Annotated in this window: 15 protein-coding genes; 7 read left to right on the plus strand and 8 right to left on the minus strand. The window is 72.5% G+C overall.

The window, feature by feature from the left end:
- The first annotated feature begins 25 nt into the window (after window positions 1–25).
- Entirely contained in the window at window positions 26–2,437 is a 2,412-nt protein-coding gene (locus tag ACF059_RS04490; protein ID WP_392051213.1) for an Orn/Lys/Arg decarboxylase N-terminal domain-containing protein, read from the plus strand.
- Here the strand turns inward: ACF059_RS04490 and ACF059_RS04495 are convergent.
- On the minus strand, window positions 2,415–3,398 hold the full coding sequence (locus ACF059_RS04495) for an aldo/keto reductase (RefSeq protein WP_392051216.1): 984 nt from the start codon (window positions 3,396–3,398) through the stop codon (window positions 2,415–2,417). The genes ACF059_RS04490 and ACF059_RS04495 overlap by 23 nt on opposite strands.
- A gap of 111 nt (window positions 3,399–3,509) precedes the next feature.
- Between ACF059_RS04495 and ACF059_RS04500 the strand changes: the two genes are divergently transcribed.
- A complete protein-coding gene (locus ACF059_RS04500) occupies window positions 3,510–4,097 on the plus strand; it encodes a TetR family transcriptional regulator (protein WP_392051219.1) in 588 nt (195 codons plus the stop codon).
- Window positions 4,098–4,146: 49 nt separating this feature from the next.
- On the opposite strand, the gene ACF059_RS04505 is transcribed toward ACF059_RS04500, so the two are convergent.
- Window positions 4,147–4,575: a MarR family winged helix-turn-helix transcriptional regulator gene (locus ACF059_RS04505; protein WP_392051222.1), complete on the minus strand. Its 429-nt coding sequence runs from the start codon at window positions 4,573–4,575 to the stop codon at window positions 4,147–4,149.
- 131 nt (window positions 4,576–4,706) lie between these two features.
- Here ACF059_RS04505 and ACF059_RS04510 point away from each other — a divergent pair, with 131 nt between their 5' ends.
- The 3 genes from ACF059_RS04510 to ACF059_RS04520 all read left to right on the plus strand — a co-directional run bounded on the left by ACF059_RS04510 (window position 4,707) and on the right by ACF059_RS04520 (window position 8,824).
- Entirely contained in the window at window positions 4,707–5,594 is an 888-nt protein-coding gene (locus tag ACF059_RS04510) for an MBL fold metallo-hydrolase (protein ID WP_392051224.1), read from the plus strand.
- Window positions 5,595–5,649: 55 nt separating this feature from the next.
- Window positions 5,650–6,534, plus strand: a complete 885-nt coding sequence (locus ACF059_RS04515; RefSeq protein ID WP_392051227.1) for a GNAT family N-acetyltransferase — start codon at window positions 5,650–5,652, stop codon at window positions 6,532–6,534.
- Between the two features lie 106 nt (window positions 6,535–6,640).
- Window positions 6,641–8,824, plus strand: a complete 2,184-nt coding sequence (locus ACF059_RS04520) for a protein kinase (protein WP_392051231.1) — start codon at window positions 6,641–6,643, stop codon at window positions 8,822–8,824.
- A gap of 139 nt (window positions 8,825–8,963) precedes the next feature.
- Here the strand turns inward: ACF059_RS04520 and ACF059_RS04525 are convergent, their stop codons facing one another.
- The 6 genes from ACF059_RS04525 to ACF059_RS04550 form a co-directional block, all read right to left on the minus strand.
- Entirely contained in the window at window positions 8,964–10,688 is a 1,725-nt protein-coding gene (locus ACF059_RS04525) for an acyl-CoA dehydrogenase family protein (protein WP_392051234.1), read from the minus strand.
- A gap of 85 nt (window positions 10,689–10,773) precedes the next feature.
- Window positions 10,774–11,331, minus strand: coding sequence for a PadR family transcriptional regulator (locus ACF059_RS04530; RefSeq protein ID WP_392051237.1), 558 nt, complete (start codon window positions 11,329–11,331; stop codon window positions 10,774–10,776).
- 87 nt (window positions 11,332–11,418) lie between these two features.
- On the minus strand, window positions 11,419–12,237 hold the full coding sequence (locus tag ACF059_RS04535; protein WP_392053050.1) for an amino acid ABC transporter ATP-binding protein: 819 nt from the start codon (window positions 12,235–12,237) through the stop codon (window positions 11,419–11,421).
- A 37-nt stretch (window positions 12,238–12,274) separates the two neighbouring features.
- Window positions 12,275–13,075, minus strand: coding sequence for an amino acid ABC transporter permease (locus ACF059_RS04540; RefSeq protein ID WP_392051240.1), 801 nt, complete (start codon window positions 13,073–13,075; stop codon window positions 12,275–12,277).
- Window positions 13,072–13,839, minus strand: coding sequence for an ABC transporter substrate-binding protein (locus ACF059_RS04545; protein ID WP_360892211.1), 768 nt, complete (start codon window positions 13,837–13,839; stop codon window positions 13,072–13,074). Before ACF059_RS04545 ends, ACF059_RS04540 begins: the two co-directional genes overlap by 4 nt.
- A gap of 173 nt (window positions 13,840–14,012) precedes the next feature.
- A complete protein-coding gene (locus ACF059_RS04550; RefSeq protein ID WP_392051243.1) occupies window positions 14,013–14,351 on the minus strand; it encodes a hypothetical protein in 339 nt (112 codons plus the stop codon).
- 1 nt (window position 14,352) lies between these two features.
- On the opposite strand from ACF059_RS04550, the gene ACF059_RS04555 reads away from it, so the two are divergent.
- Together ACF059_RS04555 and ACF059_RS04560 are read left to right on the plus strand one after the other, a co-directional pair.
- A complete protein-coding gene (locus ACF059_RS04555) occupies window positions 14,353–16,452 on the plus strand; it encodes a SpoIIE family protein phosphatase (RefSeq protein ID WP_392051246.1) in 2,100 nt (699 codons plus the stop codon).
- Window positions 16,453–16,589: 137 nt separating this feature from the next.
- Window positions 16,590–17,051 (plus strand): DUF4232 domain-containing protein, encoded by a 462-nt coding sequence (locus ACF059_RS04560; RefSeq protein ID WP_392051250.1) that lies wholly within the window; start codon window positions 16,590–16,592, stop codon window positions 17,049–17,051.
- Window positions 17,052–17,059 lie beyond the last annotated feature (8 nt).

Genomic DNA, 17,059 nt, shown 5'->3' on the forward strand with positions numbered 1-17,059 from the left:
ACCCCTGGGCGTGGGGAGCGGACACATGGCGAACGGCACGGTCCTACTGGCACTGCGCGAGAACCCGATGGGCGGTGGCGTCAGCGCCGAGCAACTGGGGCGCATCGGCAAGGACTTGGAGAACCAGGGCTTGGAGCTGCGCTGGGCGCCCAGTGCGCGCGACGCGCAGGCCGCCCTCCGGACCGAGGCCGGGCTCGCGGCGGCCGTGGTCGCCTGGGACCTGCCGCGTACGACGGGGGGCGCGGTCGAGGAGGGCGGCGGCGGGGAGGTCCTGCGGGACATTGAGCGCCGGTTCAAGGACCTCCCGGTCTTCCTCGTGATGGCGGACGACACCGACCAGGACCTGGAGCGGCTGCCGCTGTGGGTCTCGGAGACGGTGGTCGGCTACATCTGGCCGCTGGAGGACACCCCGTCCTTCATCGCGGGCCGGGTCGCGGCCGCGGCCCGCGGCTACCACCGGGACCTCCTGCCGCCGTTCTTCAAGGCGCTGCGCCGGTTCGACGACGCCCACGAGTACTCCTGGCACACCCCCGCCCACTCCGGAGGGGTCGCCTTCCTCAAATCCCCGGCCGGGCGGGCGTTCTTCGACTACTACGGGGAGCGGCTGTTCCGCACCGACCTGTCCATCTCGGTCGGGGAGCTCGGTTCCCTCTTCGAACACAACGGTCCGATCGGCGAGGCCGAGCGCAACGCCGCCCGGGTCTTCGGCGCCGACCGCACGTATTTCGTCCTGCACGGCGATTCGACCGCGGACCGGATGGTCGGCCACTACAGCGTGACGACCGACGAGATCGCGCTCGTGGACCGCAACTGCCACAAGTCGGTGCTGCACGGGCTGGTGATCTCCGGGGCGCGCCCGGTCTACCTGGTGCCGACCCGCAACGGCTACGGGCTCGCCGGCCCCCTGCCGCCCGCCGAGACCGACCCGGCGGCGGTGGCCGCGCGGATCGCCGCGAACCCGCTCACGGCGGGCGCCCTCTCCCCCGCGGCCCAGTACGCGGTGGTGACCAACTCCACCTACGACGGCCTGTGTTACGACACCGTAGCGGCGGCCCGGGCCTTCGCGCCGAGCACGCCGCGCCTGCACTTCGACGAAGCCTGGTTCGCGTACGCCCGCTTCCACCCGCTCTACGCGGGCCGCTACGGCATGGCCGTCGGACCGGACACCTTCCCGGACGCCCTTCCGGACACGGACACCGACACGGGCGCGGGCGCGGGCCCGGGACCGGGGCGGCCCACGATCTTCGCGACGCAGTCCACGCACAAGCTGCTGGCCGCGCTCTCGCAGTGTGCGATGGTCCACATCAGGTCCGCACCGCGCGCCCCGGTCGAACACGAGCGGTTCAACGAGGCGTTCATGATGCACGGCACCACCTCGCCGCTGTATCCGGCGATCGCCTCCCTGGACGTGGCGACCGCCATGATGGACGGCCCGCAGGGCCAGTGGCTGATCGACGAGGCGGTCACCGAGGCGATCCGGTTCCGTCAGGCCGTGGTGCGCACCGGACGCCGCGTCGCCGCCGCCGGGGACCGGCCGGGCTGGTTCTTCGGGGTGTGGCAGCCCGAGTCGGTCACCGATCCGGCGACCGGGGCGCGCGTCGCGTTCGCGGACGCGCCGCCGTCCCTGCTGAGCCGCGAGCCGTCGTGCTGGCATCTGGAGCCGGGCGCCGACTGGCACGGCTTCGCCGGGCTGAGCGAGGGCTACTGCCTGCTCGACCCGGTCAAGGTCACGCTCACCTGCCCCGGGGTGACGGCCACCGGGGAGACCGGCGACTGGGGCATCCCCGCACGGATCCTCACCGCCTACCTGGCGGCGCGCGGGATCGTCGTGGAGAAGACCGACAGCTACACCACGCTCATCCTGTTCTCGATGGGCATCACGAAGGGCAAGTGGGGGACCCTGATGGACGCCCTCATGGACTTCAAGGCCCTCCACGACGCGGACGCCCCACTGGACCGGGTCCTGCCGCAGCTGGTCGAGCAGTTCCCGCGCCATTACGCAGGCACCACCCTCGGCGCCCTGTGCCGCGCGATGCACGAGCACCTGACCCGCGCCGAGCTGATCGACGCCCTCGACGCGGCGTTCCAGGAGCTCCCGGAGCCGGTGGCCCCGCCGCGCCAGTGCTACCAGCTGCTGATCCGGGGCGGTACGGAGCGCGTACGGCTGGCCGAGGCGGCCGGGCGGGTGGCCGCGGCGATGGTGACCGTGACCCCGCCGGGGATCCCCGTACTGATGCCCGGGGAGTCCACCGGCGCTCCGGACGGGCCGCTGCTGCGGTACCTGCGCGCCCTGGAGGCCTTCGACCGGGCCTTCCCGGGCTTCCACAGCGAGGCCCACGGTGTGACCGTGGATCCCGAGAACGGCGACTATCTGATCGAGTGCGTCCGCCCGGCCGGCGAGGGGGGACCCGGGCTCAGCCGTTCAGTGACGTCATGAGCTCGGGCGCGTAGCGGTCCCCCGAGACCACGCCGTGCGGCGCGACGGCGTCGATGGAGGCCAGGTCGGCGTCGGTGAGGGTGACCGCGGTCGCGGCGACGTTCTCCTCCAGGTAGCGGCGTCGCTTGGTCCCGGGGATCGGTACGGCGCCCCTGCGCAGGGTCCAGGCCAGCGCGAGCTGCGAGGGGGTGACCCCCTTCTGGGCGGCGAGGGCGCGGACCCGGTCGACGACGGCCAGGTTGCGGTCGAAGTTCTCGCCCTGGAAGCGGGGGTCCGTGCGGCGGAAGTCGTCCGCCGCGAAATCGTCCGGGCTGGTCACGGCTCCGGAGAGGAAACCGCGGCCGAGCGGGGAGTAGGCGACGAGACCGATCCCGAGCTCGCGCAGGGTGTCCAGGACGCCGTCGTGCTCGATCCCGCGCTCGAAGAGGCTGTATTCGGTCTGTACGGCGGCCAGCGGGTGGACGGCGTGGGCGCGGGCGATGGTGGCCGCGGCGGCCTCGCAGATCCCGATGTGGCCGACCTTGCCCGCGGCGACCAGCTCGGCCATGGCGCCGATGCTCTCCTCGATCGGCACGTTCGGGTCGACGCGGTGCAGGTAGTACAGGTCGATGTGGTCGGTGCCGAGGTGGCGCAGGGAGCGGTCCGCGGAGCGGCGGATGTATTCGGGGCTGGCGTTGTGACCCAGGAGCGCGCCCTCATCGGTGAACTCGACGCCGGTCTTCGTGGCGATCACGGCGGCGTCGCGACGGCCGGCCAGGGCCTTGCCGAGGAGCTGCTCGTTGAGGAAGGGGCCGTAGCCCTCGGCGGTGTCGAGCAGGGTCACGCCCAGTTCGAGGGCGCGGTCGATGGTGGCGAGGGACTCGGTGTCGTCGGTGGCTCCGTAGTGGGCGCTCATGCCCATGAGGCCGAGGCCCTCGGCGCCGACCTTCAGTCCCTGGCCGCCCAGTGCGCGGATCTCCATGGGGTCCTCCGTGGGGTGGTGAGTCAGTAAGTAACTAACTGGATAGTTCGAGTCTGCGCCACGAGCGCGGAGGATGTCAATAACTAGATAGTTACTTGCTAGGCTGCCGCCATGGCACGGGATTCCAGCGCAACGAAGGCACGGCTGCTCGACGCCGCCTTCTCCGAGTTCGCCGCGTACGGCATCGCCGGGGCGCGGGTCGACCGCATCGCGGAGGCCGCCCAGGCGAACAAGCGGCTCATCTACGTCTACTACGGCAACAAGGAGCAGCTCTTCGACGCCGTGCTCCAGCGGGCACTGGAGACCGGCTCCGAGTCGGTGCCCTTCGACGCCGAGGACCTGCCCGGGTACGTGGGGCTGGTCTTCGACCATCTCGTGGCGCGTCCGGACCTGATGCGGCTGGTGCAGTGGAAGCAGCTGGAGCGGCCGGGCACCACCGACGCCGAGGCGGAGTCCTACCAGGGCAAGATCGCGGCGGTGGAGCGGGCCCAGGGGGCGGGGCTCATCGATCCCGCACTCGATCCGGCGGACCTCCTCGCGCTGGTGATGGCCCTGGCGCAGGCGTGGACGGGCACGGCGGACGGGGCAGCGGGCAACCCGTGGCCCCTGGAGCGACTGACCCGCCACCGCGAGGCGGTGGTCGAATCCGTCCGCCGCCTCATCGCTCCCCCGCAGCCGGCGAGACGGGACACTCCTTAGCGCTGCGACCGTGAGGGTTCACAGCACCAGGAGCCGCGCCGACGCCGCTTCAGGCGGAGGTGACGGCCTGCTCCAGCAGGCCGTGCAGGACCCGCTGCTCCTGCTGGGTGAGGCCGGAGAGCGGGGAGTCCACCGCGAGGAGTTCGAGGAGCCGCGTCCGCAGTGCGGCGCCCTCGGGCGTGAGGACCAGGTGCTTGGCGCGGCGGTCGGTGGGGTGCGGGTGTCGCTCGATCAGGCTCTGCCTCTCCAGCTTGTCGACGACGAAGGTGGTGTTGGAGGGCTCGCAGCTCATGCGGTCGGCGAGCTCCCGCATGGTCATCGGGCCGCTCATCTCCCGCAGCGCGGTCGCCTGGGACGCGGTGAGGCCGAGGGTCGCGGCGCGCTCCCGTACGTGCTCGGCGATCCGCTGGGCGAGTCCGTTCACCAGACCGCACAGCTGTCGCTCGGCGATGGCCTGCGAGTCGGGGGACGTCGTCATGCCACCACCCTAGCAAGTCCGTCAAGACAACATATTTACAGCTTGAATGATTCGAACTTGATGCTTATGGTGATCGTCGTCGCCGCAGGGAGCCCTGCGGCGGCCTGATGACGACTCACAGGAGAAGACTCATGGCTGACGTGACGGTGGCCCAGCGGGACGTACGACTGCGCCGGCCGGCGGGAATCCGCTCGATACGGCTGGGCGACACGAAGGTGTCGTACGTGCCGGACGGCGACGTACGGCTGCGCCCGCTGCGCCTGCTCCCGGACACCACCGAGGAGGTGTGGGCCGCCCACCCCGAGTACCTGGACGCCACCGGCCACCTCGTGGGGAGCGTCGGCGGCCTGCTGGTCGAGCACGGCGACCGCGCGCTGCTGATCGACGCGGGCTTCGGTCCGCAGGAGCACCGGGGCCCGGACGGTCCCGTCAGCGTCATCCGCGGAGGCGCCCTCGTGCAGAACCTCGCCGAGCTGGGCCGCAGCCCGCAGGACATCGAGGCGGTGGCCTTCACCCACCTCCACTCCGACCACCTGGGGTGGGCCTGCCACCCCGCCCCCGGCGGGGACCGGCCGGTGTTCGCCCACGCCGACTACCTGATCTCGGAGCAGGAGTGGGAGCGGCGCGACCTCCTGGAGGCCCAGGGCATGGGCGAGCAGGTCGCGGCCCTCGCCCCGCGGGTCCGTACGGTCACGGACGGACAGGAGGTCTTCCCCGGCGTGCACGTGCGGATCACCCCCGGCCACACCGTCGGGCACGCCGAGTACGTCATCACGGGCGGCGGACGGCGCCTGATCGCCTTCGGTGACGCCGTGCACTCGCCGATCCAGATCGACCACCCCGAGTGGTCCTCGGGCTTCGACCACGACCCCGCCCTGACCGCCGGTCACCGCCCTCGCCTCGTCGCCGAGCTGGCAGAGCCCGGCACGCTCGGATTCGGCGTCCACTTCGCCGACGTGGTCTTCGGACACGTCCGGCAGGACGGGGACGGCCCCGCCTGGCGTCCCCTGGACGCCTGACGCGGCCCGACCGACGCACCGGCCGCCGGCCCGCGCCTTTGCCTAGGGTGGGGGCATGAACGAGATAGCGATCACGGCCGAACCGGCCCAGTGGCGGGGCGGGTTCGAGGAGCGGGTCCTGGCCGGGTACCGGGCGGCGGGATGTTCGGAGCGCCTGGCCCGGGCCCTGCTGGAGCGGGCGGTGAAGGGCATCGACGACTGGACGGTGGCCACGGACGGCGAGGGGTGGATCGCGGTCGGGGTGACGGAGGACAACGGGGCGACCGTGGGCCGGATCCACGACCTGACGGTCCCGAGCGGGCGCGCCTGGGCCGAGCGGTGGTGCGCGGAGCACGGCGCGCAGCGGGTGGAGGTCCGGCTCACGGGCGGGGTGGGAGCGGAGGTGTTCGCCGACTACCCCGTACTGGGACAGAACCGGATGCGTGCCGCGGCCGAGGAGCCGGAGCTGCCTCCGGGTCTGACGGTCCGCCCGCTCACCGAGGAGGAGTACCCGCTCTGGTACGCCGGTCAGGAGGCCGCGTACATCGCGGACATCGTCCGGGCCGGAGCTCTGACCCCGCAGCAGGCCAAGGAGAAGTCCGACCAGGACTTCGGCCGGAACCTCCCCCAGGGGTTCCACTCCCCGGGGCACGCCTTCTACGCGATGGAGGCGGACGGCGAGGTGGTCGGCACCGGCTGGCTGAACCACGGCTTCCTGCCGGGCGTGACCTTCGGATTCTCCCTGGACGTGCGCGAACAGCACCGCGGCAAGGGCTACGGCCGGGCCGCGATGGCCGTCGGCGAGTGGGCCACCCGGCAGGGCGGCGACGAGGCGATGATGTTCAACGTCTTCGGCGGCAACGAGATCGCGATGAGCCTGTACGACAGCACGGGCTTCGCAGTGCTGGACGAGTACCGCTCGCTCGACCTCCAGCCTCCCGGTGGCCGCCGGGATCGCTGACCGGCCGCGGCCCGGGTCGGCTCCGCGGGGGCCTCGCTTGACTGGTGAGCGGCGCGACCGGTACAGAGAGGCTGTTCATCGTGCAAGGCGTGATACGGGGGGACCCATGAAGCCGCTCGAAACGGGTGACCCCACTTCCGTCGGTGAGGGCCGCTACCGCCTGGTCGGCCGGCTCGGCCAGGGGGGCATGGGCGTGGTCTACCTCGGCCGCTCCCGGTCCGGCCGGGCGGTCGCGGTCAAGGTGGTGCGTCCCGAGCTGAGCACCGAGCCCGGGTTCAAGCGCAGGTTCGCCGACGAGGTGGCGGCCGCACGGCGGGTCGGCGGCTTCCACACCGCCCCGGTCGTCGACGCGGATCCGGACGGGGAACCGGCCTGGCTGGTGACGGCCTTCGTCCCCGGCCCCACCCTGCAAGCGGTGCTCGCGCAGGTGGGATCGCTGCCTCTGGACACCCTCACCGTCCTGGCGGCCGGCTTGGCCGAGGCGCTGCAGGCGATCCACCGGGCGGGGGTCATCCACCGCGACCTCAAGCCCGCGAACATCATCGTCGCGGAGGACGGGCCGCGCGTCATCGACTTCGGCATCGCGCGCGCTCTGGACGGGACGGCCCTGACGCAGACCGGAATGCAGGTCGGGACGCCCGGATTCCTCGCCCCCGAGCAACTCACCGGCGGTGGCGCCGTCACCCCCGCCGTCGACATGTTCGCCCTCGGAGTGGTGCTCACCCAGGCCGCGGGCGGCTCGCCCTTCGGCGACGGGCCGTCCGCGGCCAGGCACTACAAGGTCGTCCACGAGGAACCGGACCTGGCGGCCGTCCCCGGCGAACTGCGCGAAGCCATCGGCGCCTGCCTGTCCAAGGACCCGCAGGCCCGCCCCACCCCGACCGCCTTCCTGGACGGCCTGACGGTCCGCCACCCGGCGGGTGACTGCTGGCTGCCGGACGCGGCGACGCAGCTACTCCCCCGCGTGGACCCGGCCGCCGATCCCGTTCCGGCGCCGGACCGGCCGCACGAGGTTCCGGCGCCGGACCGCCCGCACGAGGTCCCGGTGCCGGAAACCCTCCGGTTCGGCGAAGCAGAGCCCGAAGCGGGAGGCGAGGCCGGACCCGAAGCCGGACCCGCGGCCGGAGCTGAGGCCGTACCCGAAGCCGGACCCGCGGCCGGTCGCAAGGCCGGAGCTGGGCCCGTACCGGTGCCCGTACCCGTTCCCGTACCGCTGCCCGTCCCCGGTCCCGGTCCCCACCAGGGTCCGCATCCCGGCCCGCATCCCGGGCCCGAAGGGGCGCCCCAGCCAGGGAACGCCCGGCCCCCGCGTAGCCGTGCCGTGGTGGTGGCGACGGCGCTCGTGGCCTCCCTCGCGGCCGTCGGCCTGCTGCTGTGGCAGCCCTGGAACGGCTCCGCCAAGGGCGATGCCAAGTCCCCCGCCGCCTCTCCGAGCAGCTCGGCGTCCGCCCCCGGCCCCGCGCCCTTCCCGACCGACCCCCTGCTGATCCGGCAGGACACCGCACCCGGCTGGCCCGCGACCTGCCACGGAGTCATCGCCCGCCGTGACGCGGGGGCCGCGGCGCCGGTACGGCTCGTCGCGGGTGGCGCGTGCGACATGCTGCCCCAGTGGTCCCCCGACCGCAGCTCCTTCGCGTTCACCCGGACCACGCCCGAGGGCACGGCCGTCTGGACCGCCCGCGCCGACGGCTCGAACGCGCGGCGGATCGCCTCCATCGCAGGCGGCAGGGTGTCCTGGTCGCCGGACGGCAGCCAACTCGCCGTCCTGCGCAAGAAGGACGGCGTACAGCAACTGTTCGTGGTAGACGTCGCCGACGGCACGGCCCGCCAGCTCACCTCGGGCGCGGGCCAGGTCGAGGATCCCGCGTGGTCCCCGGACGGCAAGCGCATCGCGGTCTGCCTGCAGACCGGACCCGAGAACTGGCAGATCCACGTGGTCGACCCCGCCGCCCCGGACCGCGCTCCCCAGCAGGTGACCCGGCTGCCCCATCCGGCGCTCGATCCGGTGTGGTCCCCGGACGGCACAACGTTCGCCTACACCGCGGGGACCTACGGCACGGGGACTCAGGGCGACATCCGCCTCGTGGACGCCGACGGCACGGACGATCGGGAACTGGTGGCCACCGGCGCCCACGAGATGGACCCCGCCTGGTCGGTCGACGGCGCGTGGGTCGCCTTCGTCCGCGGCCCGTACGAGAAGCCCGCGATCTGGGCCGTGCGCACGGACAAGACCGGCGAGCGCGCGCTCACCGACGGCGCGTCCGCCGAGGGCCACCCCTCCTGGCGCTGAGCCCGGGGCTCGGGGCTCGCGGCTCGGGCCTCGGGGCTCGGGCCCCGGCGGCGGCGCCTGCGCGCACGGACGGCACCCGCTGCCGGGTGCCGCCCGTCCGTTCACTCCTCGCCGCTCGTCGTCCGCAGGACGTCCGGCGTTACGGGGCCATCTCGTACGCCCCGGCCAGCGCCTCCACGCGGGCCCACACGCGCGCCGAGCGCTCGGCGTCGACGACGGGGCGCCGGACCGCGCCCAGCGCCCACTCCTGCTGGTCCGCGGTGGCGGAGTCCTTGCCGTGCAACTCGACGGCGTGCGCGGAGAAGTCGCGCACCAGGACCCCGAACAGCTCGTCGAGGACGTCCTCGTCCAGGCCGGTCAGACGGGCCTGCTCCAGGATCAGCTGCCCGTGCACCACCAGCGCGAAGAGCTGGCCCACGGCCAGGAGGAGGTCGAGGTCGCGGCTCTGCTGCTCGTCGGGGGCGGCGGTCTTGACGAACTCACAGAGGGCGTCGGCCTGTTCGCGGAAGCGGCTGACGTTCGGCACGGTGGCGTAGGCCTCGTAGGCGGGGCGCCAGTCGTGGAAGCGTACGGAACCCAGACCGCGGGCCGGCCCCTGGCGGAAGAGGAAGGCGTCGTCGGCCGCGTCGAGCCGGGTCGGCACGTCCGCGTACGCGGCCGGCTCCAGCAGGTGGTTGCGCATGAACTTGAGGATCAGCGCGAGGTTGACGTGGACCGTGCCCTCCAGCTTCGGCAGACCGCGGATCTCGACGGCCGCCTGGGCGAAGTAGGTGTCCTTCTCGAAGCCCTTGGCTGCGATGACGTCCCACATCAGGTCGATGACCTTCTCGCCCTCGGTGGTCACCTTCATCTTGGTCATCGGGTTGAACAGCAGGTAGCGGCGGTCGTCGGGGCCGGCGGAGCGGAAGTAGTCGACGGCCCGGTCGCTGAAGAGCTTCATCCCGACGAGGCGGACGTACGCGTCGCTCAGCTCGCGGCGCACGTGCGGGAAGGCGGTGACGGGGCGTCCGTAGAGGATGCGGCCCTGCGCGTGCGTGACGGCCTCGTACATCGCGTGCTCGCAGATGCCGATGGAGGCGGTGCAGAGGTTGAACTTGCCGACGTTGACGGTGTTGAGGGCGGCGTCGAAGGCGGCGCGACCGGTGTGCAGGACGTCTTCCGGTGCCACCGGATAGTCCTCCAGGCGGAACTCGCTGACGTACTTGGAGGAGTCGACGACGTTCTTGACGAGCCGGTACGAGGGGTGGCGGCTGTCGGCGGCGAAGAAGACGTAGCCGTCGGGACCCTCGACGTCGGTGCGGCGGCCGAAGACGGAGACGAGGCCGGCGGCGTTGCCGTTGCCGATGTAGTACTTGGAGCCGGTGGCGCGGAAGCCGCCGTCACCGTCGGGCTCCAGCAGCATGTCGGTGGAGTAGATGTCGGCGCCGTGGGTCTTCTCGGACAGGCCGAAGGCGAACACCTCGCCCTCGCTGAGCAGTTGCGCCGCGCGGGCGCGGGCTTCGGCGTTCTCGCTCTGCCAGACCGGGCCGAGACCGAGGATGGTGACCTGCCACGCGTACCAGTAGTCCAGGCCGTAGAAGCCGAAGATCTCGTTGAGGGCGGCGATCCGCGCGGTGTCCCAGCGCTTGTCCGGCTCCCCCTCGCCGGCGGCGGGGGCGGGGGTCAGGAAGGTGGCGAAGAGCCCCGACTCCGCGGAGAACGCGAGGAAGTCCGCCAGCCAGGCGCGGGAGCGGTAGTCCTCGATGAGCCGGCGCTTGCCGCGGTTCTCGAACCAGTCGACGGTGGCGCGCAGCAGCCGGCGGGTCTCGGCGTCGAAGTGCGCCGGGTCGTAGGTGCGCGGGTTGAACAGCAGCGGGTCGGACATGGCGGCCGGCCTTTCGGTCGAGGGATGAGGGGTTACTGGTGAAGTGCGACGTGGGGGTGACGTATCGCAGTGGCGGGGGAGCCCGTCACGGGGCGGCGAGGCGGTGGAGCGTGGCGAGTACGTCCTCCAGCCAGGCGAGCTGCATCCGCTCGTAGGCGATGCCGCCGCGGAGGACGACGTGTTGGAGCTCCCGTCCGGGGTCGCGGGACCCCGCGGGGGCCTCTGGCCCCGTGAAGTCGCGCAGCTCGCCCGCGAGGTAGTGCGTGAGGCGGTCGCTGTGCGCCCGGTGGTGCCGCTCGACCTCCTGGATCAGGGCGGCCGGGTCGTCGAAGGCCGCGCCGCGGATCTTCACGGCGAGCTCGTGGCGGACGCTGTCGGGCTGGATCGGCTCGGCCAGCCAGGCGGCGAGGGCGGCCCGGCCGGCCTCGGCGACCGAGTAGTCCTTCTTGTCCGGCCTGGCCTGCTGGGGCACCTCGCGGACGTCGAGCCAGCCGTCGCCCTCCATGCGCTTGAGCACCCGGTAGATCTGCTGGTGGGTAGCGGTCCAGAAGTAGCCGATGGACCGGTCGAACCGGCGGGCCAGCTCGTATCCGGAGCCCGGCTTCTCCAGCAGAGAGACGAGGATCGCGTGCTCAAGTGCCATGCCCCGATTTTTCTATGCAACTCGTTGCATAGACAAGCGCCGCCGCCCGGGTGAGACGCGGCTCACCCGGGGCGCCGACGCGAGTCCTCAGTCCCTCGGGCCGCGGTCGGCCGGTTCTCCCCCCTCGGGGCCGCCCTGGGCGGAAGGCGCCTCGACCGCCGCCGGGTCCAGGATCCGGTTGAGGAAGTTCCGGGTCCTCTCGTGCTGCGGACGGGTCACCACCTGCGTGGCCGGCCCCTGCTCGACGACGACCCCGCCGTCCATGAACACGACGCGGTCGGCGACCTCGCGGGCGAAGCTCATCTCGTGGGTGACGACCATCATCGTCATCCCCTCGCCCGCCAGGACCCGCATCACCGACAGCACCTCGCCGACGAGTTCCGGGTCGAGCGCCGACGTCGGCTCGTCGAAGAGCATCACCTCCGGCCCCATCGACAGGGCCCGGGCGATCGCCACCCGCTGCTGCTGGCCGCCCGACAGCTGCGCCGGAAAGGCGTCCGCCTTCTCGGCGAGGCCGACGCGCTCCAGGTTCTCCCGGGCGACGGCGGCGGCCTGCGCCTTGTCCCGGCCGAGCACCCGCCGCTGCGGCAGCGTGAGGTTCTCGGTGACGCTCACGTGCGGGAAGAGGTTGAACTGCTGGAAGACCATGCCGATGCGGCGGCGCACCGCGTCGATGTCGACGTCCAGGTCGGTGACCTCGGTACCGCCGACGAAGACCTGGCCCGCGGTCGGCTCCTCCAGCAGGTTCACGCAGCGCAGGAGCGTCGACTTGCCGGAACCGGACGGCCCGATGACGCAGACCACCTCGCCGCGGGCGATCTCCAGGTCGATGCCGCGCAGGACGTGGTTGTCACCGAAGGACTTGTGCAGCCCGCGGATCTCGATCTCCGGACGGTCCGTGGTCATCGTGCGCGCCGTTCCCGTCGTCTCTGTCATCGCGTCCTCACGTGGCCTTGTCCGCGCGGGCCTCGAGGCGGCGCACCACGAGGCTCAGCGGCACGGTCACGAGGAGGTAGCACAGGCCCGCGACCAGGATGGGGGTGGAGTTGGCGGTCTCGCTGGCGAGGTCCCGGCCGAATTTCGTCAGTTCCCGCTCTTCCAGTGTCACGCCCAGGAACAGCACCAGCGAGGAGTCCTTGAACAGCAGGACCAGCTCGTTGGTGAGCGGGGGGATGACGATGCGGAAGGCCTGCGGGATGATCACCGACACCATGGCGCGGGCGTGGGAGAAGCCCAGCGAGCGGGCGGCCTCCATCTGGCCCTTGGGGACCGCCTGGATGCCGGCCCGGATCGTCTCGGCCATGTACGCGGCCGCGACCAGGCCGAGGCCGAGCGCGACCTTCCCGTACGTGCCGCCGGGGATCTCGGTGCCCGGGAACGCCAGGGGCACCGCCACGCCCACGAAGATGAAGATCAGCAGGGCGGGCAGGCCCCGGAAGAGTTCGATGTAGACGCTAGCGACCCACCGGTAGGGGGTCACCGAGGACAGGCGCATCATCGCGATGACGAGACCGAGGACCAGGCCGAAGAGGAACCCGGAGAGCGTGTACACCACCGTGTTGCGCAGGGCGATGGTGATGATCTTCGGGAAGAGGCGCAGGGCCAGGTCCGTCTGCGCGAACTGGTTCTGCAGCCGGTCCCAGTCGGCCAGGACGCCTATGACGACCAGCGCGGCGATGAAGATCGCGTACTGGACGCCCTGCCAGACCCGGCGCCGCTGGCGCCGGGTCAGCCGAGAGGTCACGACGTGGCCTGGGGCAGCGGGCCGATCCACTGCTCGTAGAGCTTCTTGTAGGTCCCGTCCGCCTTGGCCGCCGTGATCGCCTTGTCGATCTCGGCGAGGAGGGCGGTGTTGCCCTTCTTCACCGAGAACCCGTACTGCTCACCGGTCTCGATGTTCTGTCCCAGGACGAACTCGGACGCGTTCGCCTTGTCCTTGAGCCAGCCCTGCACGACGGGGTAGTCGATGACGACCGCGTCGACCTGGCCCGTGCGCAGCCCGTTGAGCACCGCGTCGGAGCTCTCGAAGGCGACCGGGTTGAAGCCCTGGCTCTTGGCGTAGCTCTCGCCGGTGGTCTCGGCCTGCGCGCCCAGCTTCTTCCCCTTCGCCTTGACGTCGGCGAGCGAGGTGACACCGCTCTTCTTCGTCGCGAGCAGGGCCTGGGTGGCGTCGAAGTAGGGGACGGAGAAGTCGACGTTCTTCTTGCGCTCGTCGGTGATCGTCATGCCGGCCGCGGCCAGGTCGCACTGGCCCGAGTTGAGGAAGGCACCGGTCTTGAAGTTCTCGAACGGCGTGTCGAGGATCTTCTGTTCCACCTTGAGGTTCTGCGCGACCAGGTCGATGAGGGCCACGTCGAAGCCGACGACCTTGCCGTTCTGCTCGAACTGGAAGGGCGGGTACGGCAGATGGGTGCAGGTGGTCAGCTTGCCCTGCTGTACGACGCGTACGCCGCCGGCCGCTTCCCCCGGACCGCTGTCGCCGGAGGAACAGCCCACCGCGAGGAACATTCCCGCGGCGGCGGCAGCGCCGGCCGCCGAACGGATGCGGTGGCTGCGGCGGTGAGTGCGGTGTCCTTGCGCCGTCCGGAACACGGTAGACCTCCACGGGTGCGGGTGGGGCGGCGGTCGCGGGACGAGACCGTCCGTCGTGATCGTAAGCCCCCGTGGCGCGCGGCGGTGGATCATTCGCGAAGCGTCGTCGCCGGTACGGCCGGGGCCGGGTGGGCCCCTGCCGGGCCCACCGCCGGGGAGCGGCGCCGGGTGAGGCGGGGCGGCGGGGCCACGGCCGAGGAGCGGTGCCGGGCCGACAGGGCGACGATGGGGGTGTGGACGAAGCCCAGCCGCCGCCCGCAGCGGGTGAGCGGCCGCGGGAGCTGACCGTGGCGCCCCTCGTACGCATGGGTGGCGCCGGCGCGCACCACTGCCCGGGCCGGCCGCACCGCACGGCCAGGGCCGCCCGGGCTGTCCAGGCCGTCCGGACCGCCAGCGCCGTCCGGGCCGCCCGGGAGGAGCGGGTGCACGATGGATGAGGTGACGCCGTTCGACGACCTGATCAGCAGCGCCGCCCAGGACGCCGGAGGCTGGCTGGGCGCGCTACCGGTGGCGCTGGTCGCCACCAGCAGCGACGGGATGATCGTGCGCTGGAACCACGGCGCGCAGGACCTCCTCGGCTACGCCCCGCCCCAGGTCATCGGGCGGCACATCGCCGATCTGCTGCATCCGGGGGCCGACCGCAGCCTGGGCCGGTCCCTGTGGGAGACGGCCGCCACCGGCCGCGGGGTGATGGGCACGGTCACCGCCTGGCACCGCAACGGTCACCCCCTGGAGCTCGAAATCTGGGCCTGCCCCGTACCGGACCGCCGCCACGGTGCCTCGGCCGTGCTGGTCTTCGCCGCGGACGCCCACGCCACCCGCCGCATCCGGGGGTCCTCGGCGGTGTGGGACGGACTGTTCGCCCGCTCGCCCGTCGGTATCGCCATCCTGGACACGCAGCTGCGGTTCCTCCAGGTCAATCCGGCGCTCGAAGCGATGAACGGGCTCGCGGAGTCGGCCCACGTGGGCCGCCGCCTGGCCGAGGTGCTCCCCCAGGTCAACGCCGGCGAGATGGAAGAGGCCATGCGGGAGGTCCTGGACACGGGCGAGCCGGTGCTCGACCGGCGTCGCACCGGCCGGACGCCCGCCGACCCGGAACACGACCACGTGTGGGCCTGCTCCTACGTCCGGGTGGAAGACCCCGGCGGCCGCCCCATCGGCGTCATCGCCTCCCTCCTCGACATCACCGCCCAGGAGCGCGACCACACCGAGGCCGAAGCCGGCCGCCGCCGGCTCGCCCTGCTGAGCGAGGCCAGCTCGCGCGTCGGCGCCAGCCTGGACCTGGAGCGCACCGCGCAGGAGCTCGCCGACCTGTCCGTACCGCACCTCGCCGACGCCGTCACCGTGGACGTACTGGACTCGCTGGCCCGGGGCGGCGAACCGGGCCCGGGACTCGCCGCGGGCGTGGCGCTGCGGCGCCTGGGCAAGGCGCCGCTGAGCGGCTCCGCCGTCACACGGATCCTCGCCCCGCTGGGCCGCACCCTCACCTTCCCCGCGGCGGCCCCGTACACCCAGGCCCTCGCGGCACGCCAGCCGTTCCTGATCGCCCACCTCGACGACCGGGCCGTGGCCCCCGCCGCCCGCCACTCCCCCAAGCCCGCCCAACTGCTCGAAACCGGCGTGCACTCGTTCATGATGGTCCCGCTCATCGCCCGGGACCTGGTCCTCGGGGTCGCCACCTTCTACCGCATCCGGCGCGTGAGCCCCTTCGGCTCCGACGACGTCACCCTCGCCGGCGAACTCGCGGCCAGGGCGGCCATCAGCATCGACAACGCACGCCTCTACCTCCATGAGCACGAGACCGCGGTCGTCCTCCAGCGCAGCATGCTCCCCCAGCACGTCACCCCGCCCCCCGGCATCGAGATCGCCCACCGCTACCTACCGGCCAGCGACGTCAACGAGGTCGGCGGCGACTGGTACGACGTCCTTCCGCTCGCCGGCGGCAGGGCCGCCCTCCTGATCGGGGACGTCATGGGCCACGGCATCGCGGCCGCGGCGGTCATGGGACGCCTCTCGGCTACGGTCCGCGCCCTCGCACGCCTCGACATGCCCCCCGCGGCCCTCCTCCAGCAGCTGGAGGCGACCCTCGCCGACCTCACCGAGCCGATGCTCGCCACCTTCCTCTACGTGGTCTGCGACCCGGCCACCGGGCACTGCACCGTCACCCGCGCCGGACACCCGCCACCCGCCGTGGCCCAGCCCGACGGCACCGTCTTTATCGTCAACACCCCGCCCGGCGCGCCCCTCGGGGTCGGCGGCATCACGTTCACCACCACCGACATCACCTTGCCGCCCGGCAGCCTCCTGGTCCTGTACACCGACGGCCTCATCGAGGCCCGCAACCGCGACATCGACGAACGCCTGGCCGAGCTCACCAGCCTGCTCACCGATTCCCGGCAGCCGCTGGACCACCTGTGCGACTCGCTGATCGCCCACCTCGTACCGGCATCCGCCGACGACGACATCGCCCTGCTCGCCGCCCGCATCGGCACGCACGGCCGGGCCGCTCACCGCGAGGAGCAGCGGTGAGGGGCACGAGGCGGGGCGCCGCGGGGCGGGGCAGGGGCCCGTGGGCGGAGTCAGTAGCGGCGGCTGTGGCGTGCGCCTGCGCCTTTGCCTGTGCCTTTGCCTGTCCCTTGTCGTGGTCCGCCGGCCCGGCCGCTGCGATGCCGGCGGCCGATGGGTGGTCGCCGTCCGCAGCGCCCTGTACGAACGAGCAGCTCACGGCGGACAGTGCGCGGCGCGTCGACGGCAACCGGGTGCGGATCACGGTGATCAACGACGGCCCCGCCCCGTGCGTCCTGAAGGGCTTTCCGACGGTGGCCCTCGCCGGTCAGGGCTCACCCGACCGCAACCAGCCCCTGCACGTGGTGACCCAAGGTCCGGCGCCCGCCGTCACGTTGGCGGTCGGGGGCCGTGCCGCGACGGAGCTCGTCTTCACGCCGGTCCTGGGTGAGGCCGGCGGGTACTGCGCCTCCGGTGCGGAGCCGACCGTCGTCCCCTCGCTGGTGGTGGGTGTGGGCGGTGCGGGTGGGGGTGGGTGGCAGCTGGCGCCCGACGACGGCGGGCAGTTCGCGCTCTGCGGCGCCACCGTGCACGCCACCGCCTTCCGCGGCAGTGGTCCCTGACCGGCCGA

The sequence above is a fragment of the Streptomyces sp. NPDC016562 genome (genome assembly GCF_043076955.1).
Classification (GTDB): domain Bacteria; phylum Actinomycetota; class Actinomycetes; order Streptomycetales; family Streptomycetaceae; genus Streptomyces.